Here is a 23,146-nt window from a genome sequence, read left to right on the forward strand (position 1 = left end):
GCAAATACTCTTCACATCCGATACAAAAATAGCTCAGGCTGCCCTGTATGACAATTCAAGTTGATACTTTCCTCCACCGAAAAGATAACTTAAAATAGGGACTAAACTGTTACCACTAAACTGTTACTGTGCGGAAGGGCATTGCCGAAGACGAGCACGTTCCGCCCTTTATCGTATTCTCAGACAAGACCCTCCGTGAGATGGCCAGGATCTCCCCGGTGACCCCGTCCGATATGAGCAGAATCAGTGGGGTTGGCGCTGCCAAGCTCGAACGGTACGGAGAGGCCTTTGTGCGTGCCATAAGAAGATACCTGGATGATAACCCCGGCATTTCCACGCGAGCCGGACAATATAGCGCTTTCGATGACGGGCCCGGCCCGAAAAAGAAAAAGGGCGAAACAGTGGAGGAGACGTATGGACTCTTCAGGAAAGGATTATCACTGGAGGAAATCGCAAGGCTGCGTGGACTTGCGCCGTCCACTATTGCCGCGCACATGGAACGGCTTATCCACGACGGCCGCGATGTCGATATAGACCGTCTTATTGATCCCGGAAAGCGGCAGCAAATCGAAGCCCTGTTCCTGACGCTCCAGCAGTGGAATCTCAACCCCATAGTAGAGCATTCGGAGGGGATGGTAACCTATGAGGAGGCCAGACTGGTAAGGGCCTGCCTGTTGTCCAAGTCTCCGGCATAGACGGGAGTTAATATAGGATGTGCCCCCGTCCCGTATTATTACATCACCAAATTTTGATAAGACAGAGGCTTGTTCACATGTGGGGCTACTACAATGTCTTCAAGCTTCTTGACAAATTGTATATTTCTGAGATATACATAATTTATGGGTATAATAGATCAACTGGTCAAATGCGTTGGATTTGAATGGGACGAAGGGAACCTCCTGAAGAATTGGGAAAAACATGGCGTGTCGGCTGCAGAATGTGAGCAGGTTTTTTTCAATCGGCCTTTGATTACAGCCCAGGATGAAAAACATTCGAAAGGGGAAAGGCGATTTTACGCCTTGGGGCATACAGACGCCCAAAGGTATTTATTTGTAGTTTTTACGATCAGGAGTAATCGTATCCGGGTCATCTCGGCCAGGGATATGAACAAGAAAGAGAGAAAGGAGTACGAATTATTATGAAAAAGAAGATCCCCAAATTTACATCGGAAGATGAAGAGCGTAAATTTTGGGCCACTGCGGATTCAACTGAATACGTCGATTGGAAAAAGGCCGGGAGGGTAGTTTTACCCAATCTCAAACCTTCACTTAAGACGATCTCGTTGCGTCTCCCGGAATTCATGATAGAAGAACTTAAACTTTTGGCAAACAAACGTGACATTCCTTATCAGTCCTTGCTTAAAATGTTTCTAAGCGAACGTATAGAGCAAGAATTGAAATCGGAAACATGACGAAAAAGACCGAAGATTGTCCCGGTCGATGGTAATGGGTTGCAATTAATCGAATAAGGTTTTGTTACTTTTTTACCAGCGTCCCAACATCCCAGACTTAAGATAACTAGAAGACATGACAGGATTTCTGGTTCCAAAAGTTACAAAGGCATTTCACGGTTTAGTGATTCCCTTGTCCGTTCGTCTGTTTCTGTGACTTGCTACGCTCAAACTGTACCAACGCCTTGACGATACTCTCGAAAGACTCTATGTTCCTTATCCCAGCATTTACGAATGATTGGTTTATCATTTCTTCAATTTCTGAGGCTGGCATTTCCCGGCCAAATAGCCTTGTGAGTTCGCGGATTGCGAAACTGGCAGCCTGGCGGATATCTCCAGAAAAAAATAGAAACTTAGCCCTATTCATTATCACGCCGGTATCACCAGGGAAGTAGTTCAGCGCCCGATCGGAAACCAGAAGTCCCTCCTCAACTTCCTTCAATTCTCCCAACACGCACTGAAGGTTCTTCCATGCTGCAAGAATCGTAGGATCTCCTTCAACCGCCCTCCTTAGAAGTCGCGCCGCGTATTGCAACTCAAGTTTTCTCTCGTAAAGCGTCCAACCAATATTGTTGTAGTCGGAAGGATACAGGTAATGCTTTTCCTCAAGTTCAGTTAGCCAGGCGATAACCCCCTTAATGTCATTCATATGGATTAGGCAATAGACTCTTTTTATGGAAAGATCATAGTCAAAGCCCCATAATTGAAAGAATTTGTCTATCTCTACCATGCACTTGCCCCACTCCTCTGAAGAGTAAAAAATGTAGGCTCTAATCTTCTCATGGTATTTGGTATCTCTTAGGCCCTCAGTCTTGGTAAGTGCTTCTTCCTTTATTCCCACCAAGGCGAGTGCTATGCAAAGATTTGACAAGTTAATATGGTTTTTTTCGAATGAGCACGCTTTCTCCGCATATTCCAGAGCTTTCGTGTACTCCTTTCTTGAGAAGTAAATCCCCACCAAATGCCCCAATGCAGACGCCTTGTCTGGCTTTATAGCCAATGCTTTCAGATAGTACTCAATTGCCTCATCGTATCGGCCCTTGTCTCGATAATAGATTCCGATGTTATATAACGTGGCATCAGCTTCGCTATTCAATTCCAAGGCTTTCTTGTAACTGAAAAGAGCATCATCCAGATGCCCCATTTCGTACAAGACAAGACCTCTGTTATTGTATGCTTGCCAATTGTATGGGTCTCTCAGGAGAATGATCTCGTAGATCAAAAGAGCTTCCTTCAAATTCCCAGTTTCTTCCGCCCTTAATGTTGCAAGAACAACCAACTGATCTGCGTCCATGTCTCTGAACGTGTCGCTTTCAGAGATGCGCATTAGAAGGTCGTGGTCATAGTATCGTAGGCTACTCCCGAAGTATTCTCTGGTCGATGAAACGGCCACATAATCTTGGTCTAGTTTCTCAACCCTTATTGTCTCGGAATACTTACGTGTCAGGTCAGATAGGATGTCGTTTCTGATCTTGGAGCACAGGTCCATGGGGTCATTGAATGATCCGCAATGAACCCGGTACGCCTGTTGCCCGATGAATTCTGCTAACCTTTCGTCTCGTTTACCTGTGTTCCGAATGTAAACGAATATTCTCAGATTTGAATTACTGGCCTCCAAAAACTCTTTTTCGACCGCATCGCGTAATTGTTCGTCCAACAAGAGGATAAGCAAATCTGAGTGCCTCACTTCGTCGATATAGGCCTTTTCAATAGGTCGCGGGCTAGCGTGTTCCTCAATGGCATAAAGTTCAAAGAACTCTTTGAGAACTGCGTCAGTCCCAAAGAGAATCCTGATCCCGCCCCTTTCGCTGTCGAGCTCGCCAGCCATTGCCGAACTTAGAAAAACGATTAATCGTTTCATTGTCTTATCCTTAACATCGCCCCGTGCTGGATCAATTCTTCATCTCACGCCTTCGAATAAGAGTTTTTACGGCGCGAAGCCGCCCTTAAAAAGTATAGTTAAACTGAACCGCGCACGCCACGTTGTTATTTGGAAATTTATCGGCTCAGTATAGCTGTATTGTTTGATTTTATAGCAGGAATTGATCGATATTCCAAGATGAAACGTTGTAGGTATGTTGTGGGTATGTAATTTAGGATGTCCCCCATGCCCTGCAATACCTTATCTATTTTCCCTTAAACGTATTACACGAAGGTCCGTGGGAGTTAACGTAGTTTGAACGGTTCTGCCGGTATCCTTTCCGAAATAATCAAATGCTGCCACCAACAGATAATCCATCACGCTTCTAAGGTCGCGGCTCTCTCCCTCGCTCACAGTGTCGCCCGCCCGTAGGTGAACATCTATTATCCAGCTACGGCCCGATAGGCTTCATGAACCGCCTAGTCCGCCGCAGGCGGATGCCAGGTGGTGTGGGGACCAGGGGAGAGAAGCCCCCGGGTACCCCGATTAAGGCTTCTTTTTTGGGTCTTGTCTATTGTCAAATACAGAATGTATTATAATTGCATTATGTTCAATCGTATAAAATATAGAAAAAGGGAATCTTCTTATCGGGCACCCACGAAAACACGAATATCGAATTTGGTATATCTCCGGATAATGAATAATGTTTTGCAAGGCGGCCTCTACACAATTCAGAAACTCAAAGCCAAGTCCCCTCCGTTGTCTTTCATACCAAGCAAAAGCTAATTCGACATCATCTTTTGACCTGTCAGTATAACGAAGCTTCATTTGTATTTATTCCTTATTCCCTCGTGAACTGACTGCCAATCATGAAGATTTTGTTCGCCGGCTTTGTATTGGCTATATCTTTTATCAAGTTCTCGTTTTTGCCATTCAGGCATCGGGAGCTCTGAGTTACTTTGGGCGATAGAATCCCAGATATCTTCTATCAGCAATAATTTTTCCGAAAGATTTAATTTTTTTATTTCTTGCTTAATTTCGTCGGGTCTCATTTTGAAATCTCCCTATGTCTTTTATGTTATTCATATCACCATTAAGTCTTAACATTGCATGTTAGCTGTCGACTGCCTTTTTTCATAGTCATAGAGAAAAAAGAGGGTGGCGTCAAGCACAAAAGGGGGGAGAAATGCGCTCGCTATGCATGTTCAACGCAGTCAATACGTGTCCCGCACAACACCTTATCTGTTTTCCCTTAAACGTATTACGCGAGGGTCCGTGGGAGCTAACGTAGTTTGAACAGTTCTGCCGGTATCCTTTCCGAAATAATCAAATGTTGTCACCAGTAGATAATCTATCACGATTCTAAGGTCACGGCTCTCTCCCTCGCTCACAGTGTCGCCCGCCCAGACTACCTCCGTTTGACCGGATTCACGTAGTTTATGGGCATCTATCACTCTTATTGATAATGACCGGGTAAGATACTGAATGGAATAAGGTTCATACCTGTATACAGTTTCATAATACCACGTCTTTGAATAAGGATCATAGGCTCTGATGTCTTGAGGTCTCGAAATAAATCCTGTATACAAAGGGCCTCGACCTATCCCATACCGAAAGACAAGGTGAAAGTCCGCATCCTCAGCCGGGGAAAGTGGATAACCCTTTTTTTTGAGCAGCCGGGCTATTTTTGACGCCACCTCTCTTTCAAGGAGAGGGTTGTCGGCTTCCGGGCTCTGTACTACAAATATTGTCTTGCCGGGGACCAGAGATGGAGGGCGTGCCGGATCCAAATAGCCGGTTACATCGATGCGGTAGGTAGCGCAGCTTGTGGCCCCAAGAATCAGACCAACGAAAAGGAAAAATTTAAGTAGAAATCTCATAGGGAATCCCTCTGCCCGGACTAAGTCCTCATGCCTCGTCAAACCGGATCAGATGCCCCCAGGGACCCTTCGCCAACAAACCCCTGAAGAACCCTTTTTCATCTGAAAATCCCCCTGTATCCCCCTTTCCCAAAGGGGGATTTAACGGATGTTCCCTTTACTAGGGGGGTGAGGGGGATTATTTTCATTGTCCTTGTGTCATCATACGGCATGTGTGTTTCATCTTACTACATCGAATCCGATCTCAACCCTCATCTTTTCCCAGTCCTCATCCAGGAGTAGAAAATAACCGAAATTCCTGTACCGGTACAGGTCTGGATCAAGACCTGGATTGTATGCCCTGGAGATATCCGTAGCATAGAGAAGCTGGCCCATATAGAGGCCTTCGGCTATCTGTACTATCTCATCGATACAGTAGTTATCCGGCGGAAAGGTCTTGAGCTTGGGCCAGCGATAGTTAAACTGATAGACCATGCGTCCCTTATTATCCGGGTTAACCGATCGGCCCTCCCGGCCAATAAAAAAGAAGCCTTTCACATCATAGTCACGGGTTCTTATCTCTTCGGCTGTAGCCGGCTCCAATTCTATCTGGAGGGCTTCCATGGCGTCCACGGCCGCTTTCTGGCGGGATGTCCGGGCGCTGTAGGTATTGGAACCCCAGGTCGTTGGGACTTGGCCGGTCTCAAAGCCATCGGTTATATCTTTAAGCCTTTCCACTTTACATTCTTCAAAGGTCTTGCCGGTCCAGGGCGAAAAGACCCTGACCAGGGGCCAGGGGATGTTGAGGAGGTTGATATTCAGGCATTTAACCAGTTCCTGACTCTGAAAGGCCACCACTGCGCCGTGTACGTAACCCTGCATGTCCTGAGGCGCAATGCTACAGTTAAATATCTTTTGGAGTTTGTCAAAATACGGTGATTTTGTGCCTATGTCCTTTTGTAGCTCATCCGAATAAAATTTCATCAGGGCTAAAACTGTCCCTCTTTCTTTCAGATCCCTTTCTATTTCCGCCAGCAACCGGTCTTTTGGGCCTTCCATACATTCTTTTTTAAAAGTAAACCGGGTAAACTTTTCCGGTTGAGGCCCCAGGCCTTCTCCCTGCCTGCCGGCGACGGCGCAGGAAGAAAGAAAAATAGCCACAAGGCATAGGATAAAGCATCTGAGGTTGTTACTTTGAGCCTTCATATTAATCCTCCTTTAGGTTACAGAATAAAAATACAGAATACAGAAGTTAGGAGTCAGGAGCCGGGAGTCATAAGATAGACCTTTTCTCGGTTCCAGTCGTCATCCATCAACAGGAAATAGCCAAAATGTTCGTACTGGTACGCGGCTGCCGGACAACCGGGATCATAATCTTTGAGAATGTTGTCGGTGGCAAAAAGCAGTTGCCCGAGATAAAGTCCGTCGGCTATCTCTACTAACTCATCTATAAGATAGCGTAGGGGCGGAGAATTTTTAAGGTTACGCCACCGATAATTGAGCTGGAGAACCTGCTTGCCCGGATTGCCGGGATATACTGATTCTGCCCTATGCGCTATAAAGAGTCCGCCTTTTTTATCATACCCATATTTCTCTTTCTCTGCCGGCGGCGCGTCCTTCAGGCCGAGCCAAAAGGTAAGCACCTCCGTACTCAGGACATTCCAGACCGATCCCCAGACCTCTTTGAAACAGTTTATGCCCATAAAGGTAGGGACGGCGCCTTTTTCCCAGCCTTCTGTATATTCCGCAAGCTCGGCATTGATAGCGGGTTCAAATATCTTGCCGTCCCATGGTGAGGCCTCGCTTAAGGTTGCGCTCCAGAGGCGATTAAGGAAACCGCCATAGCGGTGTTCTCCCTTTTTTAAGACCAGCGTCAGGCCATAGTGATGACCCCGGAGATCGACCGGACGCCCCTTGGCAAAAAGCCAGGCCAGTCGCCCGAGATAGGGAGAATCCGGAGAGGCATCTTTTTCCAGTTCTTTCATGTAAAAATGCATAAGTTCAAGGATAGACGCCTTCCCTTCCAAATCCTTCCCGATGGCCAGAAACACGGGATCGTCCCGGATGTCAGTGGTGTCGAATTTAAATTCTGTAAACTTCGGCGTGAGCTGTGGTCTTTCCGGCCTGGGCTGAGGAGTGGTGGCGCAGGAGGTAATAATTAATAACGTAAAGAACGATACCAAAACAGGCAGCCATTTTATTTTCACGCCCCGGCGTATCTGCGACATGTGCGGCCCTCCTTTAAGGCTATAAGTCTGAATTTGAAGCAAGGTGCGGAAAATGCGCTCGTTACGCATGTTCAAATGACAGAATCCAACTAGCGAATGTCATTAGTCAATAGTCATTTGTCACTGGTAAAATTGATCCATTTTCCCAACTTAACTAATGACTAATGACCAGTGACGAGTGACAGCTTGAACTTCACCAACTAAAACCTGACCAACTCCGCCCAGGCAAATATATCCTGATATGTCTTAAATTCCCCTGGTGTGAGCAGATGCCTGGAGATCCTGGGATCAACCTTCTTCCCGATACTCTCGGCCTTGGAAATCCAGGTCGGGTTATAAGGAAGCAAAGAACATTTTTTTACACCCAACCCTTCCAGCAAGTCTGATATGGATCGCAGGTTTTCCACCGTGGTCGTAAATCCCGGGATAAGCGGGATGCGCGGCAAGACCGCCTCCGCCCGTTCGTCCCCGCCCCGGCGTATCTTCGACAGGAGATTCTTAAGGTTGGTCAGTATCGGTTCGTTGCTCCGGCCGGTATATTCCCGGTGTTTGTCTGCATCCGCCAATTTGACATCAAACATGATCAAATCCACATAGGGAAGTATCTTTTCCTCAAACTCCCTCCAGGCGAAAAATCCGTTGGTCTGGATGGCCGTATGGATGCCTGAATCCTTCAACACCTTTAAAACAGCCAAGGCATAGTCCATAAAAACGGTCGGCTCACCGCCTGAAAGGGTCACCCCGCCGCCGGAGACCTCATAGAAGGTCTTATCCCTAAGGAGAATCTCCACCAGTTCATCAACCGGATAAAAGCGGCCGATCAACCTCAGGGCGCGTCCGGGGCAGGCCTCCACACAGTCACCGCACCTGGTACACCTTTCCCGGTCGATCAGAAAAGGGTTTTCGAGCGCACAGGCTTTTGCCGGGCAGGCGGAGACACAATCGCCGCATCTTATACAGTCCCGGGGATAAAACCCGATCTCCGGGCCAAGGTCAATGGATTCAGGGTTCTGACACCATAAACAAGTTAACGGGCATCCCTTAAAGAAGACCGTGCTACGAATACCAGGCCCGTCTTCCAGGGCGTGTCTCTTAATATCAAAAACCAGGGGCCGCGCTGTCGTCAGATCCGCCGAAGGCGTGGTTGTTAGATTCGCCGTTGGAGAAGCGGTCATTAAGGCAGATTACCGGTCAACTCCAGTTGGAGATGGTTGGCCATAAAGCCAAACTTGTACATATAGTTAAGATTGCCGGTCACAACCACTTCGTTATTGAGAAGTCCTTTTAAAATATCCCGGTTGGCCGAGAGCAAAAAGTTCATTAAGGCCCGGCCATCTTTAAAGGATACTATGACGTTAACGTCGTCAGAGGCCTTCTCCCTTATTTTCATATCACCATCTTCAAATTTAACCAGCACGGCCACACCGCCATCCCTGCTCCTGAACTGATAACGCCCCCTAAAGCCTTCGATGTTCTTGCGATAGGCCGGGTCTAACATAAATTTGATCCTCATAAAGGCCAGCAGGGCCTCTAAAAACGTCTCGGCCGTCTCGTCCTCAAGGCTTTTTAAAAACTTCTCGCCGAGCCGGTCCAGGGCCTTATCCACGGATAACCCGCTTATAAATTTTTCGATATCAAACATGGCCATGCTCCCTATCGCCTATTTCAAATCTCCGTGCCGGTAGCCAGGTCATACTCCGCACGGGTGATTATCTCCTGCTGCATGTGAGGGTTGAGGTCCCTGAAATAGGCCGTATATCCGGACACCCTCACAAAAAGGTCCGGATACTTCTCCGGATACTTTCTCGCGTCCTCCAAGGTCTTGCGGTCAATGATATTGAACTGCACCTGCAGGCCGCCCATCTTAAAAAAGGCCTCGATGGTGTTGGCAAACCCGGGCAGCGTCGTGGTAGAGGGGGTGTACTTAAGGTTCAGGGCATGGCCATCCGCGATTTTGGTGTGGTCCATGCGGGCCACAAAATTAAGGCAGGAGGTCAGAACCGGCGCGGAACCGGAGACCGGTGTAATGCCGCTGGCAAATGGCTCACTCTTCATCCGGCCGTTGGGCAGCGCGCCGGTGAGCGCCCCGAATCCGGCATGGTTGGTCATGGTCCAGTAACCGACCGTATATCTGCCGCCCCGGTAATTTTCCTTGCTCTGGAAAGTATCATGCAGGAAACCTATCAACCAATCGGCATTAGCCCTGGCCATCCGGCTATCCGTGCCGAACTTTTCCTGTGAGGCCTTAACCATAACCTGAAGCCTTTTATAAGGTCCGCTCCAGTCGGCGTTTATGGCCGAAATCATCTCGGCCATAGTGAACTTTTTCTTATCAAAAACGAATTCCTGAATGGCCGTTACTGAATCCACCACATCGGCCAGCCCGATCATGGCCGCGCCGGATGAGTTATAGGTAGCGCCGCCATAGATGACATCTTTGCCTTTCTCTATGCAGCCTTCCATCAGGGCGGAAAGCATGGGTGTGGGGTGTATCTCCTGGTGGGCCCGGCCTAAGTTGTTATTCAAAGTTACGACTTGATTAATCAGCCAGCCAAGCTGTGTTTCCATGGCCTTTTTAAATTCCGCGAAAGAAGTCATGTCCACGGCCGGTTTTGTCTTTGGCCCGACCTCTTCATCTTCGGTCAGGCGGTGTTTGCCTCCCCAAAGGGCCATTTCCAGGGCCGAGGTAAGATTCATTAATATACAGCCGGTGTGACCGTAGGCCCGGCCACTACTTGACGGCTCCACACAACCCACTGATGAATAATCCCTGGCATGCTCAAGGGATACGCCCTGCCCGATCAAGGTCTCAACAGCGGAGACATCGTTATGGAAACATGGGGTGGCCCCGGTATTGATATTGACCGCGCAGAGCCGATCCAGGTATTCCTTTTTGTTTACCTCCGGATAGTAGCGGGCATTGACATTGGGATCGCGGAGCCGCAGAAGTTCCGTGGCCTTAAGCATGACGTAGGTAAGATCATTTACGGCGTCTTCACCCTTCATATCTACTCCGCCTAATGTAACGGCCTGATTAGAGCCGCTCCCTCCGAAGAGTTCTTCGCCGGTTTCCGGGCTTAAAGGCACATGGTCGGCAATCTTGAGCCAGAAGCAGCCCACCAGTTCTACGGCCTCAGCCGGAGTCATACCCCGTTTTATATCCTCAGCATAAAATGGATAGAGTACCTGATCTAATCGTCCCAGGCTCAAGGCCACATTGGCATTTTCCTGGTGCAGGGCGATCTTACAGATCCATATAGCATTTAATGCCTCGCGGAATGTCCGCGGCCTTTCGGCCGGCACCCTTTTGCAGACCTCGGCCATCTCAAGGAGCCCCTGACGGCGTTTGGTATCCACCTCTTTTGCCGCCAGCCGCTCCGCCTCCCGGCTGAGATTGGCGGCATAGCTTATGACCCCGCTAAGCGAGAGTTGCACGGCCTGATAAAAGTCCTTTTTCGCCCTGTCCTCTTTAGAGCCGCCGAGCGAAAGCCCCCTTTCCCTGGCCTCTCTTATGATATCGAGAAGCCCCCGCTCCACTACCATGGCGTAATTAGGGACGGTATGGGATATGCAATAGACCTTGGTGGCTATGTAAAAGACAATCCGCTCCATGATCCTTTGACAGAGGGGATTGCCGTTATCCTTCCTGGCCACCTCCTGGATGGTGCGATCCGGCCAGTAAGGGAATATGTCGAAGTTTAATTCATCTATCTCTGCCCTGGTAATGCCAAAGGGATTTTTCTTCCGGCGGCTAACGGTCTCCAGTTCGGGCCAGATAGAAAGGGCCATAAAGTCCGGATAGAGGACAACGCCGATGGTCCTGGCGGTAGTCGTCCCGGCCAGGAGATTTTCATCGGCAATCACCGGCCGTTTATTCTCCATCACGTACTTATAGAGCCTCCCGGCCCGCAGTTCCGGAGAATCAGCCGGATTATCCGGATGCCTCATATAACGGGTTATATTCCGCGGAAGCTCCACGCATATCTCCGGCCGGGTAGCAAAATGAAGTTCCCGTAGCCGTTTCAGCCGGGGCAGCCTGTCCAGTGTAACGTCTTTTAGACTCAAATCATCAATAGTACCCATTGCCGCTCCTTAAAGCTTTCAGCCTTCAGCTTCCTATCTTATCTCCCGTAACCCAGAGAGGCGGACCAGACCTCGTAGTTCCTATCCCTTTCCTTCTCTTCCTCAAGATAAAAGACGATAAAGGTCATGACATGCCAGCCGATGAACTCGCAGTTTTCCTGGTCAAAAGTCGTGTGCTCAAATACCTTACGCCAGGTGCCGGTGTTGAAATAGATCTTTTCTATGACGTCGTTCTGGGGAATGGGCACGATATCCAGGGGAATCTGCTCGGTATGATGCGTATGTCCGTACACCACATAACGGACGAGGTTGTTCTTAAGGGCGGCCTCATTATAAGCAAATCTCCGGTAATCATCGGATTTGCGGTACAAACTGCGGACAACCCAATGGCCCAGGATTTCCTGAAGCTTATTAAAGGAAAAGCCAGAGGAAAGGCGCAAGGCCATCTCTAAAAAGTCCACCGTGTCCGGGCCAAGCCGGTCGTGATCCTTCACAAATTTTATTTTAAAGAATTCATTGACCAGGTCGTTCCATATGGCATGCATCCTCTGTTCGATGCCAGGGGTATAATTACAAACGCCCTGGATCCAGGCCGGGATCTCCAGGAGAGGCCTTACGTTGTCAATTTCTTTTAGTCGGTTGTACAGGTCGGTATGCGGGGCCAAAACAGGGTCTTTTCTTACGGCCTCCGGGAAACGATTTAACAGGTCAATGACGATGGCATCCCCCAGGGAGGAGGCATCTCTGTCCCCGTCATAGTTGAACTGGTCATAGTAGTCACCGTGACGCGCCATAACTCTATAACTTTCAAAAACCCGGTCATAGGGAAAGCGATTTTGGGCGTAAAACTGGGGGTCCGGCATTCCCAGAAATTGGGCTATCTTCTGGCGGGTGGAGGCATATCTGTTAATGAGCCAGTCGTGATTGCCTGTCAGGTAGGATAGTTCAACATTAACACCTAACTTGGCGCAGTGTTCCTGAAACTCTCTTATATACCCTATGGCCTTAATATTCCGCGGCTGGTTGATAATTTTGTCCACAATTTCTTCGGCATATCTTTGCAGATTCCACCCGCTTCGATCAGTGTCTGTAGCTGTTGACCATGGTCTTACAGGCTTTTGGGGGGCGTCGTTTTCTTTACGCAGCCACAGGTCAGAACGGATGACATCAAATATATCTCCCAGGAGCGCTATCTCCAGGTTCTTGATGTTGGATTCCCCGGGGTCTCCTACGACATCCTCCAATATCCGGCAGAACTTGCTAAAGGCCCTGGGATCAATCGTTGTGCCTGATGATCCGTCCGTGAGATGTACATCGCTTAGAAAGACTAACATGGCCGATCCCTCCTTTCGGACATTTTACGCCTAAAAGTTTCGCGTGTCTATTAACTTTTTCTTCTACCTCACGTTCGCTCCCGTACCCCGAGATAGAAAAAATTTTTTCGCTTAAGTAAGTCCTCCCATTAGCCGAAAAGCCATAATAAAGCATTAGAAATGTAAGACTGCTGGATAGGCAGGAACATGCACATGCATAAGGCATTATGAAGTTGCGTGGCGAAATAGGCGTCCACCATCTTGACGAACTATATGAGCGCCTGTCGAAGATGCGCTGGGGCGTGAAGGATGGGTTTGGGGGGGTGTTATTGGTCCGGGCTTGACAGAAAACAGATCGGCACTTATGGTTAATAACAAAAGGGCCTGAAATAAATACGGACTTTGAATATGGATGACCAGGAATACAACCTGTATGAGATTATTCGGGATCCGGGGCTGTGGATTTACGAAAACTTTGACCTATCAACCGCCGGTCATTTTTATCTATATCGTTATGATGCAGGCGAAGAGACTTTCTATCGAGCTACTGTTCCGGCAGGAGCAACCGCTCCGCATTTTGGTCCACTCGATCCCTCGGAAAAAGTCCCCATCGGGGGGTGGTATGTGGTGGAAAAAAAGTCGCGCGTCCCATTCCGTCTACGATTGGTCAGCTAAAATTTGTAAAGAGGCTACGACCGTATAGGGACTCGCGTTACGTTCGGGCTACGGGGTTATTCATCATCGTTGCTGTTTTCACCCCATTGCTCCGGCAGAGGCTGAGGGCCGGGTCGAATACCGGCAATATCCGGGTCTTGATCGCCGGGCTTCAGTTCTACATTGGCTTTGTGCTGCTTGGTCTCGAGTCGGCGGGATCTCTTAGCTTCTTGTTTCTGCTGCCGCTCTTTCTCCTTTTGACGTTTCTCGAAGGTACCCCTTGATTTTTTTGCCAAGTCTTTACTCCAAATTATCCCGGTTGTGGTTCGTTCGACAGATTACCGGATGGGCAGCGAGGGTGCCGGTAACCTGCTCCCCGGCTCCGGATTTGTCTTATGCCAGAAATATGACGGCTACGCCCCGGCGCATCTTCGATCGGAAGGGCTTCTGTTGTTATCTTCTGCCTCTATTCCCTCCGAAACCTGACCCTTTTCCGCTTCCGCCTCTGCCGCTACCGCCACGGCCACCCGAATAGCCTCCACCTCCACCATATCCGCCAGTGGTCCTCGCGGGCCGGGGGCGCGCCTCGTTCACGCTCAGGTTGCGTCCTTTAAGCTCCTTGTTGTTCAGGGCATCAATCGCAGACTGGGCTTCCTTAGCGTCTGACATCTCGACAAATGCAAAGCCCCGGGACTGACCGGAGTATTTATCTTTAACGATCTCTACGGATGTAGTCTCGCCAAAGGCGCTAAATTCCTCCCGTAAATCATTTTCACTTGTCTCGTAGGACAAGTTGCCGACATATATTTTCATTTCCAATCGCTCCTTTTATATCCAAACGGAGAATAACCGGTACTCATAAGAGCGGCTTTCTCCGTTCGAATATTCCTTGTGTCTCGTTTATTCCGTTACGGAAACGTTCACCGCCTGAAGGCCTTTTTTGCCTTCGGCCAGATCGAAGGTCACCTGCTCGCCTTCCCTTAAGGACTTAAACCCGTCGCCCGAGATAGCTGAAAAGTGCACAAATACATCTGTACCGTCTTCCTGGGAGATAAAGCCGAAGCCTTTACTGTCATTGAACCACTTTACTGATCCTTTAGCCATTTATTCCACCTCCTTTCAATAATGACTTCGAGTAGGTATCTATCCGGGCAAAAAAAAACTGCATCGGCCATGATAGCCTTTGCAGTAAGGCAAATCCGGACAAAACAAACTCTTGTTGGCATTAAACATTATTCTGGAGGGAAATGCAACAAAAAACTGCGGAAATGTCAAGCCGAAACAGGAACGTCCGGTTGTAATGTCGGAGACCCGCCTTTTTCCCTTGCAAAACATTTATTCAGTTAGTATTTAAGGTATCGTAAGCATTACAGGATTTATACTTAATCGCCGTCCGGAAAAAATCATACGGAATTGGACTATGATTGCCATTATCGACTACAAGGCAGGGAATCTGACCAGCGTGGAGAGGGCGGTCAGGAAGTTGGAATATTCTTGTAAGGTGACTAATAAGGCCGGGGATATTAAGAACGCGGAGCGGATTATTTTTCCCGGCGTAGGCGCGGCCGGGCAGGCCATGGCTGATTTAAAGGCCCTGGGTCTGGATAACCTTATACGAGAGGCCTTCCTGTGTGGGAAGCCCATCCTGGGCATCTGCCTGGGGACTCAGATTATCTTTGAGTACAGCGAGGAGAATGACACGACCTGCCTGGGGCTTGTCCCCGGCCGGGTGAGGTTGTTCCCCCAGCCGCTTATGGAAGGTGACACCCGCCTCAAGATACCGCACATGGGCTGGAATGGGATGAAGATCGTCCGGCCGCACCCGGTATTTTCGGGTGTGGAGGCCGGGAGCGAATTCTATTTTGTCCACTCTTATTATCCGGTCCCGACGGATGATAATTATATCGCCGGCCTGACCGGTTATGGGCTGGAATTTGCCTCGGCCGTGGCTTATAAGAACCTGGTGGCCTTGCAGTGTCACCCGGAGAAGAGCGGCCGGGTGGGCCTTAAGGTATTGGATAATTTCTGTCGGTGGGATGGTTATGCTCAGTAAACGTATTATTCCCTGCCTGGATGTGCGGGCCGGCCGGACGACTAAGGGCATTAAATTTAAAGACAACATAGACATCGGCGACCCGGTGGAGATGGCCAGGCACTATTATGAAGAGGGCGCGGATGAGATCGTCTTCTACGACATCACGGCCTCCAGTGATAAACGCGACATCATGATCGACGTGGTGCGCCGGGTGGCCGAAGAGATATTCATACCCTTTTCAGTAGGGGGCGGGATACGGACGGTAGAGGATATGCGGGCCGTCCTCCTGGCCGGTGCGGAGAAGGTGAGCGTTAACACGGCGGCCATACAGAACCCCAAGATCATCCCGGAAGGGGCAAAGGCCTTCGGCAGCCAGTGTATCGTCCTGGGCATGGATGTGAAGAAGGTGGGAAAATCGGCTAAAATACCCTCCGGCTACGAAATGGTCATCCATGGCGGGCGCACTTACATGGGTATTGATGCCCTTGGGTGGGCAAAAGAGGCCGAAAACTTGGGCGCGGGCGAGATCTGCCTCAACTCCATAGACGCGGACGGCACACAGGAGGGCTATGAACTGACCCTGACCAGCCTCATCTCCGAAGCGGTAAATATTCCGGTCATCGCCTCGGGCGGGGCCGGGAAACCGGAACATCTTTATGATGTCCTCAGCGCAGGCAATGCCGATGCGGCCCTGATTGCCTCCATGGTCCATTATGGGTACTACCGCATCAGGGACATCAAGTCCTACCTCAGCGAAAAGGGCGTCAAGGTCCGCCTTAACTGGTGAATGCCGTGCCGGGAGTTGAGCTGGGCATAGAACGCTTTGTAAGGAATCCACCCCAATGGATCAAAGGGGCGCGGTTAGGTCTCCTCGCCAATCAGGCCTCGGTCGATAGCCGCCTTGAACATGCCTCTACACTGCTGGCCTGTGCCTTCCCGGGACAGCTTGCGGCCTTTTTCAATCCCCAGCATGGTTTTCGCGGCGAAAAGCAGGATAACATGGTCGAGTCAGACCATAGCCGCGATCCGCTCTTAAAGGTGCCTATTTTCAGCCTGTACGGCGAGGGCCGGACACCATCCCGGGAGATGTTTGACCATATCGATGTCCTCCTGGTTGACGTGCAGGACGTGGGTACGCGGGTCTATACCTTTATTTATACCTTGGCCTACTGCATGGAGGCCGCCGGAAAGTGGGATAAGAAAGTTGTAGTCCTGGACCGGCCTAATCCGATAGGCGGCCTTTTGACCGAAGGGAACCTTTTGAAGGAGGATTTACGCTCCTTTGTCGGCCTCTTTTCCATCCCGATGCGCCATGGACTGACCATAGGCGAGATAGCCAGGCTCTGGAAGGGGGCGTTTGGTATGGACTGCGACTTAGAGGTCGTGCCGCTCGGCGGCTGGCGGCGGGACATGCTATTTGCCGATACCGGCCTTCCCTGGGTCATACCCTCGCCCAATATGCCTACGCCGGATACCGCCCTGGTCTATCCCGGGCAGGTTATCTGGGAGGGCACGAATGTCTCTGAAGGCAGGGGTACTACCCGGCCTTTTGAGTTGTTCGGCGCGCCCTTTATCGAACCGACCCGGCTTAAAGAGAGAATTGCCAAAAGGCGCGTTGATGGAGCTATCTTTCGCGAGGCCTGGTTCCAGCCGACCTTCCATAAGTGGGCCGGCGAGGTCTGCGGTGGCCTTCAGCTCCACGTCACCGATCCGCGGGTCTATAGACCTTACCACACCACCCTTTGTCTGCTTCAGGATATCCTGGACCTTTACCCGGATAATTTTGCCTGGAGACAGCCGCCTTACGAATATGAGTATGAAAAACTGCCTATTGATCTCATCCTGGGGGATGATGCCGTCCGATGTGCCTTGGAGGAAGGGGCCGACCTCATTGACTTGACGGCCTCCTGGGAGGATGATCTGGCCTCATTTGAAGAACTGCGCCGGAGATTTTTTCTGTACGAGTGATGTTATAGTGAATGTCATTAGTCAGTAGTCATTTGTCACCGGTAAAAATGAAATCTTCCACACTTAACCAATGACTGATGACTAATGACCAGTGACCAGTGACGTTGCCTATAGTAAGAAAGGCGAAGGCTCAAGGCTCAGACGAGTGCGCTTTTATTGCCCACTATCCTGCCATTCCAAGTCACTGCTACAGTGTACGTATCACGTAAGTGTCCGTTATTTTGTCATGCCACCCTTGTTTATTTTTGTCGATGGCCACCCAGAGGAACCCCAGATTCAGAGGCGCTGAGGAGAGAATATAGCCGACCCAGCGCAAAAAGGCCTGGCCAAAGGTAAGGGGAAGCCCGGAGGTGTGGACCACCTTCAGGCCAAAGAGTTGTTTGCCCGGCGTCTGTCCGGTGTATCCATGGAAAAAGGTAAAATAAGTTATTACCGTAAGAAGCATGGCAAGTTGAAAAGGCAAAAACAACGTACCCAGCAGTTGTAAGGCCGATGGCCATGAGAAACCGGAACCACAGTCCAGACTGGTTTTAACGGCGATGGCCGTCCCTAATAAGAAGAACAGCATTATCAGGTGGATGAGACAGCAGTCGAAGGAGAAGGCCAGTAGTCTCTGCCAGAAACCGGCCCGTTGGAGGTAAAGGTTGGCGCCGGAAAATTCCAGGCCGGACTTAGAGCCTCCGCCTTTAGCGCCCCTTTTGCCCCTTTTTTTTGGTGTCTCTTCGGCGCCGGATGAAGAGGGTGGGGGAAGATCACTGTCGTCATCCGTGTCCTTATCTTCTTCCGGGCTTTTCTCGTCGCTCAGTATTTCCTCAAATTGTATCTCTGACTCTCCGGCTTCGAGTAATCCATCAAGACTGATCTCATCTGTTACGGCGGGAGGGGTTACTGTCTTTCCTGCGGACACGACTTCTTCTGATGTGGAAGATTCCAGTTCCAGATTGGATAGATCAATCTCCGGGAGCCCCAGGTCTGTTTCGGCCATGGTTATTCCCGCGCTTTTTGATGTCGCTTCCTCTGCTGTTGGTTCCGGTTCCGGCGTGACCTCATCTTCCAGGTCTGAAAAATCAATCTGGGAGAGATCAATAGGCGGAGACTGTGGAGATTCTTCGGCCGACTCAACAGAACTCAGGGATATCTCCTCTTCCGAAGGCGGGGATATCTTGGGAGCGGCGGCAGGAACCTTTTGTTCTTCGCGTGATCCGGTTGCCGGACGCATAAGTTGTGATAAAAAAGATTCCTGGCCGGGCTTACTCAGTGCAACACCAAACAACTTCCTGACCTCTGTCAGATCATAATTGCATTTCTTGCACAAGTCTGCGTAATCCGGGCCGGTAAAACCACATTTAGGACATTTCATGGTCTTTTCCTCTTATGTTAGATACAGCCGAGTTCATACTGAATTATACTTATGATGGCCAGCGTTGCCGTCTCGGCCCGTAAGACACGCCGACCCAGGCCCACGGGGATAAAACCGGCCCGGACAGCTTCTTCTGCCTCATAAGCCGAAAAACCCCCCTCCGGGCCGATGAGGGCGCATACCCTCTCAGTTGCCGGCGCCTGAGTTAAAACCCTTTTTAAGTTATTATCGGAAACTTTTTCCCATAGCATAATCTTCAGGTCGTTTTTCCGGCAATCAGCCAATGTAGATGTCAGATGTTGTACCTCATGAATAACAGGCAGTATATGCCGGTTGCATTGTTTGGCGGCCTCAACAGCTATCTTCTCCCATCTCTCTTTTTTGTGAGAAATTTTCCCCATGTCTCCGGTGGGGATGGTCCTCTCACACGTAAACGGATATAGGGCGAAGACCCCTAACTCTGTCATCTTCTGGACAATGAAGTCCATCTTCCGGGCCTTTAATAGGGCCTGTCCGATAGAGAGGCGGAGGGGGCTTTCTTCTACAGAACTTATTTTTTCTCCAAGCCTTAATTCCACACTGGCATCGGTCATGGCGGATATGGTGGCTATATATTCCAGGCCGCTGCCGTCAAAGACCCTGATACGGTCGCCGCACTTGAGTCTGAGAACGTTTCGTATATGATGGGCGTCAGAGCCGGTAATTACGGCAGTCTCTTTCGAAAATACCTCGCGTGGTACGAAAAATCGTCTCATGGTCACCGGTTAACCTTGGTTAGCACGGCACAGACCCATTCCCCCTCGCGGGATGTAGATAACACGCTGAATCCGTGCCTTTGATATACGTTGAACAGGTCCCGGATCTGGTCCGCGAGTATGCCCGAGAGGATGAGGACGCCTTCTTTTTCCAACCGGGCAAAGAGTAAGGGACAGAGCCTGACAAGTTCGAGATATGTGATGTTGGCCAGGATAATGGAAAATTTTTCCGTTATCTCTGTTAAATCCCGGCCGATAACGGTCATCTTATCACCCAGGGCATTGTTCCGTACATTTTCAGATGCTGCCTTAATCGCTTCCTGGTCTATATCTATGCCCAGGACGCGATGTGCTCCAAGTTTCGCTGTCGCCATTCCCAGTATGCCTGTACCTGTGCCTACATCCAGTGCCTTAATTTTGGAGAATTTCTTACGGAATGCATCGGTCAGGATTATTTCCTCCAGGGCGCGCAGGGAAAGATGGGTACTGGCATGCGACCCCGTGCCGAAGGCCATCCCGGGGTCTATCTCCAGGACAATGTCTTCTTTTTTTGCGGTGAAGTCCTCCCACGAGGGCTTGACTACAATCCTTTCGGTAAGGCGCATGGGCTTAAAAAAGCTCTTCCAGGCATGTGCCCAATCTTCTCCCGTTATTATTTCAGATGTAATAGAGACTGGGCCGCTGTCTGGAAAGATTTTTTTCAGGCTTTCTATATAATTATTGAGAGAAGCCATCTTACTTTCGTAGGATTCATCGAGGGGAAGATAGGCCTTAATACGTTGAGCGGCGGGCGCAGTCCGGCTTGAAGAGGCGGGGAGGTCTTCCAGACATATCCCTCTTCCTGTAAGATCGATTAAGAAATCAGACAGGGCCTCAGTCAGGTCGGCATCAGAGATTATTATTATTTCTTGCCATGCCATTTATACATCCTCTTGGCCCTGGAGACTGCCGAGGGCTTCCTTTGCAATCTCCAGGAGGTCTGGATTCTGTTCTCCGGGCACCAGACGTCTTAAGGGTTCTATGGCGCGTGGATCGCCGATCTTGCCCAGCATAAAGGCTGCGTCCCCGCGGATGTTCACCATATCCGAGTCCAGCAATTTTATAAGACCAGGGACAAGCCGGGGGATCCTCTCCGGGGCAGTCTGTTGCAGGGACTCGATGACTACCATAGCCCCCAGTCTCACTGTGAACTCCGGTCTGCCCATTAAATCGATGAGGAGGTCGGGTCTATTCTCTTCAGTGATAATCTCCAGCGCTTTTCCGCTATTGCCTATGGTTAAAAGTGAGGCTACCACGTCCGGCAAGCCTTCTTCAGAAAGGGCCTTGTATATCCAGTTTAATAGTTCTTTTTCATTTACAGCGCCGACGATTTGCACCCGGTCGTTGATTACCGTGGTGGGGGCTGAGGCGGCGCGATGTTTTTCCCGGATATGCGGGAAATAATCCACATCGACTATCCACACCTTAATCTTATGAGAACACAGCGCGAGCTGATTGACCAGCTCAACCATTCTGGGGCAGACCGGGCAGAATTGAGTAATTAAAACCTCGATAGTTACGTCCTGGTTGAGGCCGAGCAAATAGTGCACGGTGTCTTCTTTAAGGGAATTTGTGCCGTTTCCCATGTGGACCAGGGTTCTTAAAAAGGGGGCGAGTTCGCCTCCATCGGGGAGGGCGGCATAGCAGATATTTCCCCGGGATGAATTGGCCAGGTTAATGGCCGGAGAGATAGGGCCGTTTTTAGCCAACGATTCTTCTATCGTTATTAAATCTGAAAGACCGGATAGTTGATGCGCAAATACTTTTAATTTAGTAAAGAGTCCACCCCCCCCATTTTTAAGGAGAACGAAAGCCACTTTTCCGTTTAAACTTTTCAGAATACTTTTAGCCTGTTCCTGATCCATCAGGGCCTCAATTTCTTTTTTGGGTCTTCGCGTAATCGAGTAGGTAATTTTTTACTCTTCTCTATTCCCCTTTTTAGTAAAGGGGGTCAGGGGAGATTTTATAAATCATAACTGTTTCAGGCTGTTATTATACGAAAGCATAGTTACTACCAGGAGTTTTCAAATCCCCCCTCGCCCCCCTTTACTAAAGGGGGGGATAATAAGAACATGCCTTATTTTAAGAGAAAATTACCCACACTCTTTCACGATGAGCCACTTAATATTTCTTTCACTCGTCCAATTTCACCACTTTCTAATCGGACTTTGATGCCATGGTGATGAGTAGGAGATTTGGTCAAAATGTCTTGCACAATACCTTTCGTTAGTTTTCCAGATCGCTGGTCTTTCTTTAATACTATCAAAACCTGTATGCCTGGTTTTATATTTACACGATTTGTGCCGTTCAACTAAGACCTTTCTGCTCTAAATTTTGTCCGAATTGAAGCTTCCCGCAGTCCGCCTTGGGCGGATGGGGAATCTCCGTATGTAAGGTAAAAAGCATAGTATTCGCTCGCTAACCCCGCCGCCCGCCAGGGTCGGACCTGGATGGCAAGCAGCGGGGAATGCGCTCGCTATGCATGTTCAATTGAAGCATTATATATCAAGTACGACTTTCATTTCCGGTTTCGAACTTTCTTGACCGCAGCGCTGATATACGATTTTTTCATCCCAGCTTTCCGGGCACCGTAGCTTTTTATGGGATGATTCACCCTTGAACATGCATAGCGAGCGCATTCCCCGGTGCTTGTAGCGGGGAGCTTCAATAGGTTATGCCTTTAACACGTCAGGTGAAGGGCGGCTACGACTTTTTTACCGGACTGGCTGAGGCGGTTGAATTCCTTACAGGCCTCTTCCGTCTTCCGGACAATAAGTTCTATGCCCTTTTCAGCAGCGAGGTCACAAACTTTTTTGGAAACCTTGAGTACGCCATAGGCCCCTGTCCCAACGATTAATACCTCCGGATTCTGGGCTATGATCTCTTTTATATCTGCCAGGTAGAGGGCGTGGCCTTCTTTGCGCCACCAATCCGCGTCCACTTTATCCGGGTAGATAATGACGTCAGAGTTATAGGTCCGGTCGTTTATGGTTATGGAGCCAAAATGGTAATCGTTTATCATGGGCGAAGTTTTCGCTCCTTATCCTTTAAATTAGGACGCAAATTTTCGCCGATATCCGCAGAAAATGGTTTTTTATATTCGAGGTCTTATCAATCTGCATTTATCTGCGTTCCAAAAAGGAAATTCCTGAGCTATCAAGTTGGATGATTATAGAACGTTATAGGACAAAGGTCAAAACTTTGTCACAAAACTGACAAAAAACTCTTGACAAGATTTTTTGCCTGGTGTATGGAATAAATCGTTTTGTCAACGGTGTCGGTGTACGCACGATGAGTGAAGAAGAAATCAAAGGCTTTTTGCGGTTAAGTCCAATCTATGACCGGCTATCTGATGCCGAGAAAGAAGCCCTTCTGGAAGATATAAAGTCACGCTATTTTCAGGCCTACCGGCCTCAGACTAATTCCTCTGAAAATAAGCCCGCGCACTAAATCTTACCTTTTTATCCCCTTTATTAGCCCGTCCGTATATTCTTAACGGTATGGTATTTCTTGCATATTTGAGATATCTTTTGATATATTA

At 49.3% G+C, this 23,146-nt stretch carries 26 protein-coding genes; 8 read left to right on the forward strand and 18 right to left on the reverse strand.

Features of this window, described 5'->3' with window-relative positions; translation table 11 throughout:
* Nucleotides 1-128: 128 nt before the first annotated feature.
* From PHT49_05755 to PHT49_05765, 3 genes are all read left to right on the forward strand, one after another.
* The gene (locus PHT49_05755) at nt 129-695 is read left to right on the forward strand and encodes a helix-turn-helix domain-containing protein (GenBank protein MDD5451383.1); all 567 of its coding nucleotides are present in this window, start codon (nt 129-131) and stop codon (nt 693-695) included.
* A gap of 144 nt (nt 696-839) precedes the next feature.
* The gene (locus PHT49_05760) at nt 840-1,142 is read left to right on the forward strand and encodes a BrnT family toxin (protein MDD5451384.1); all 303 of its coding nucleotides are present in this window, start codon (nt 840-842) and stop codon (nt 1,140-1,142) included.
* A complete protein-coding gene (locus PHT49_05765; protein MDD5451385.1) occupies nt 1,139-1,411 on the forward strand; it encodes a BrnA antitoxin family protein in 273 nt (90 codons plus the stop codon). Before PHT49_05760 ends, PHT49_05765 begins: the two co-directional genes overlap by 4 nt.
* A 160-nt stretch (nt 1,412-1,571) precedes the next feature.
* Here PHT49_05765 and PHT49_05770 read toward each other — a convergent pair whose 3' ends face one another.
* The 9 genes from PHT49_05770 to PHT49_05810 form a co-directional block, all read right to left on the reverse strand.
* On the reverse strand, nt 1,572-3,311 hold the full coding sequence (locus PHT49_05770; GenBank protein ID MDD5451386.1) for a tetratricopeptide repeat protein: 1,740 nt from the start codon (nt 3,309-3,311) through the stop codon (nt 1,572-1,574).
* Between the two features lie 824 nt (nt 3,312-4,135).
* A complete protein-coding gene (locus PHT49_05775) occupies nt 4,136-4,363 on the reverse strand; it encodes an addiction module protein (protein ID MDD5451387.1) in 228 nt (75 codons plus the stop codon).
* 186 nt (nt 4,364-4,549) lie between these two features.
* Complete coding sequence (locus PHT49_05780; GenBank protein MDD5451388.1) at nt 4,550-5,191, reverse strand: DUF4136 domain-containing protein; 642 nt, start codon at nt 5,189-5,191, stop codon at nt 4,550-4,552.
* Nucleotides 5,192-5,410: 219 nt separating this feature from the next.
* The gene (locus PHT49_05785; GenBank protein MDD5451389.1) at nt 5,411-6,376 is read right to left on the reverse strand and encodes a hypothetical protein; all 966 of its coding nucleotides are present in this window, start codon (nt 6,374-6,376) and stop codon (nt 5,411-5,413) included.
* Nucleotides 6,377-6,429: 53 nt separating this feature from the next.
* Nucleotides 6,430-7,398, reverse strand: coding sequence for a hypothetical protein (locus tag PHT49_05790; GenBank protein MDD5451390.1), 969 nt, complete (start codon nt 7,396-7,398; stop codon nt 6,430-6,432).
* Between the two features lie 200 nt (nt 7,399-7,598).
* The gene (locus tag PHT49_05795; GenBank protein ID MDD5451391.1) at nt 7,599-8,573 is read right to left on the reverse strand and encodes a glycyl-radical enzyme activating protein; all 975 of its coding nucleotides are present in this window, start codon (nt 8,571-8,573) and stop codon (nt 7,599-7,601) included.
* Nucleotides 8,573-9,040 (reverse strand): hypothetical protein, encoded by a 468-nt coding sequence (locus tag PHT49_05800; protein ID MDD5451392.1) that lies wholly within the window; start codon nt 9,038-9,040, stop codon nt 8,573-8,575. The genes PHT49_05795 and PHT49_05800 overlap by 1 nt, the downstream gene beginning before the upstream one ends.
* A gap of 23 nt (nt 9,041-9,063) precedes the next feature.
* On the reverse strand, nt 9,064-11,481 hold the full coding sequence (locus PHT49_05805) for a pyruvate formate lyase family protein (protein MDD5451393.1): 2,418 nt from the start codon (nt 11,479-11,481) through the stop codon (nt 9,064-9,066).
* A gap of 38 nt (nt 11,482-11,519) precedes the next feature.
* Nucleotides 11,520-12,815: a metallophosphoesterase gene (locus PHT49_05810; GenBank protein MDD5451394.1), complete on the reverse strand. Its 1,296-nt coding sequence runs from the start codon at nt 12,813-12,815 to the stop codon at nt 11,520-11,522.
* 387 nt (nt 12,816-13,202) lie between these two features.
* Between PHT49_05810 and PHT49_05815 the strand changes: the two genes are divergently transcribed.
* Nucleotides 13,203-13,469, forward strand: a complete 267-nt coding sequence (locus PHT49_05815) for a hypothetical protein (protein MDD5451395.1) — start codon at nt 13,203-13,205, stop codon at nt 13,467-13,469.
* Between the two features lie 56 nt (nt 13,470-13,525).
* Here PHT49_05815 and PHT49_05820 read toward each other — a convergent pair whose 3' ends face one another.
* From PHT49_05820 to PHT49_05830, 3 genes are all read right to left on the reverse strand, one after another.
* Nucleotides 13,526-13,744, reverse strand: a complete 219-nt coding sequence (locus tag PHT49_05820) for a hypothetical protein (GenBank protein ID MDD5451396.1) — start codon at nt 13,742-13,744, stop codon at nt 13,526-13,528.
* Between the two features lie 157 nt (nt 13,745-13,901).
* A complete protein-coding gene (locus tag PHT49_05825) occupies nt 13,902-14,261 on the reverse strand; it encodes an RNA-binding protein (GenBank protein MDD5451397.1) in 360 nt (119 codons plus the stop codon).
* 87 nt (nt 14,262-14,348) lie between these two features.
* Nucleotides 14,349-14,552: a cold-shock protein gene (locus tag PHT49_05830; protein ID MDD5451398.1), complete on the reverse strand. Its 204-nt coding sequence runs from the start codon at nt 14,550-14,552 to the stop codon at nt 14,349-14,351.
* Nucleotides 14,553-14,868: 316 nt separating this feature from the next.
* On the opposite strand from PHT49_05830, the gene hisH reads away from it, so the two are divergent.
* From hisH to PHT49_05845, 3 genes are read left to right on the forward strand one after another with little or no spacing between them, the layout of a single operon-like run.
* Nucleotides 14,869-15,501 (forward strand): imidazole glycerol phosphate synthase subunit HisH, encoded by a 633-nt coding sequence (gene hisH / locus PHT49_05835; protein MDD5451399.1) that lies wholly within the window; start codon nt 14,869-14,871, stop codon nt 15,499-15,501.
* A complete protein-coding gene (gene hisF, locus PHT49_05840) occupies nt 15,491-16,270 on the forward strand; it encodes an imidazole glycerol phosphate synthase subunit HisF (GenBank protein MDD5451400.1) in 780 nt (259 codons plus the stop codon). The genes hisH and hisF overlap by 11 nt, the downstream gene beginning before the upstream one ends.
* 5 nt (nt 16,271-16,275) lie before the next feature.
* Nucleotides 16,276-17,451: a DUF1343 domain-containing protein gene (locus PHT49_05845; protein ID MDD5451401.1), complete on the forward strand. Its 1,176-nt coding sequence runs from the start codon at nt 16,276-16,278 to the stop codon at nt 17,449-17,451.
* Between the two features lie 187 nt (nt 17,452-17,638).
* Here the strand turns inward: PHT49_05845 and PHT49_05850 are convergent, their stop codons facing one another.
* The 6 genes from PHT49_05850 to PHT49_05875 form a co-directional block, all read right to left on the reverse strand.
* The gene (locus PHT49_05850) at nt 17,639-18,811 is read right to left on the reverse strand and encodes an RDD family protein (protein MDD5451402.1); all 1,173 of its coding nucleotides are present in this window, start codon (nt 18,809-18,811) and stop codon (nt 17,639-17,641) included.
* 17 nt (nt 18,812-18,828) lie between these two features.
* Complete coding sequence (locus tag PHT49_05855; protein MDD5451403.1) at nt 18,829-19,566, reverse strand: 16S rRNA (uracil(1498)-N(3))-methyltransferase; 738 nt, start codon at nt 19,564-19,566, stop codon at nt 18,829-18,831.
* Between the two features lie 2 nt (nt 19,567-19,568).
* Nucleotides 19,569-20,486 carry a 50S ribosomal protein L11 methyltransferase gene (gene prmA, locus PHT49_05860; protein MDD5451404.1) on the reverse strand — a complete coding sequence of 306 codons (918 nt, stop codon included), beginning with the start codon at nt 20,484-20,486 and terminating at the stop codon, nt 19,569-19,571.
* Nucleotides 20,487-21,470, reverse strand: coding sequence for a thioredoxin family protein (locus PHT49_05865; GenBank protein ID MDD5451405.1), 984 nt, complete (start codon nt 21,468-21,470; stop codon nt 20,487-20,489).
* Nucleotides 21,471-21,712: 242 nt separating this feature from the next.
* A complete protein-coding gene (locus PHT49_05870; protein MDD5451406.1) occupies nt 21,713-21,916 on the reverse strand; it encodes a YwbE family protein in 204 nt (67 codons plus the stop codon).
* A gap of 369 nt (nt 21,917-22,285) precedes the next feature.
* Nucleotides 22,286-22,627, reverse strand: a complete 342-nt coding sequence (locus PHT49_05875) for an MTH938/NDUFAF3 family protein (GenBank protein MDD5451407.1) — start codon at nt 22,625-22,627, stop codon at nt 22,286-22,288.
* Nucleotides 22,628-22,896: 269 nt separating this feature from the next.
* Between PHT49_05875 and PHT49_05880 the strand changes: the two genes are divergently transcribed.
* Nucleotides 22,897-23,055: a hypothetical protein gene (locus tag PHT49_05880; GenBank protein ID MDD5451408.1), complete on the forward strand. Its 159-nt coding sequence runs from the start codon at nt 22,897-22,899 to the stop codon at nt 23,053-23,055.
* Nucleotides 23,056-23,146: the final 91 nt, after the last annotated feature.

This window comes from Desulfovibrionales bacterium (assembly GCA_028715605.1).
In the GTDB taxonomy this organism is placed as follows: domain Bacteria; phylum Desulfobacterota; class QYQD01; order QYQD01; family QYQD01; genus QYQD01.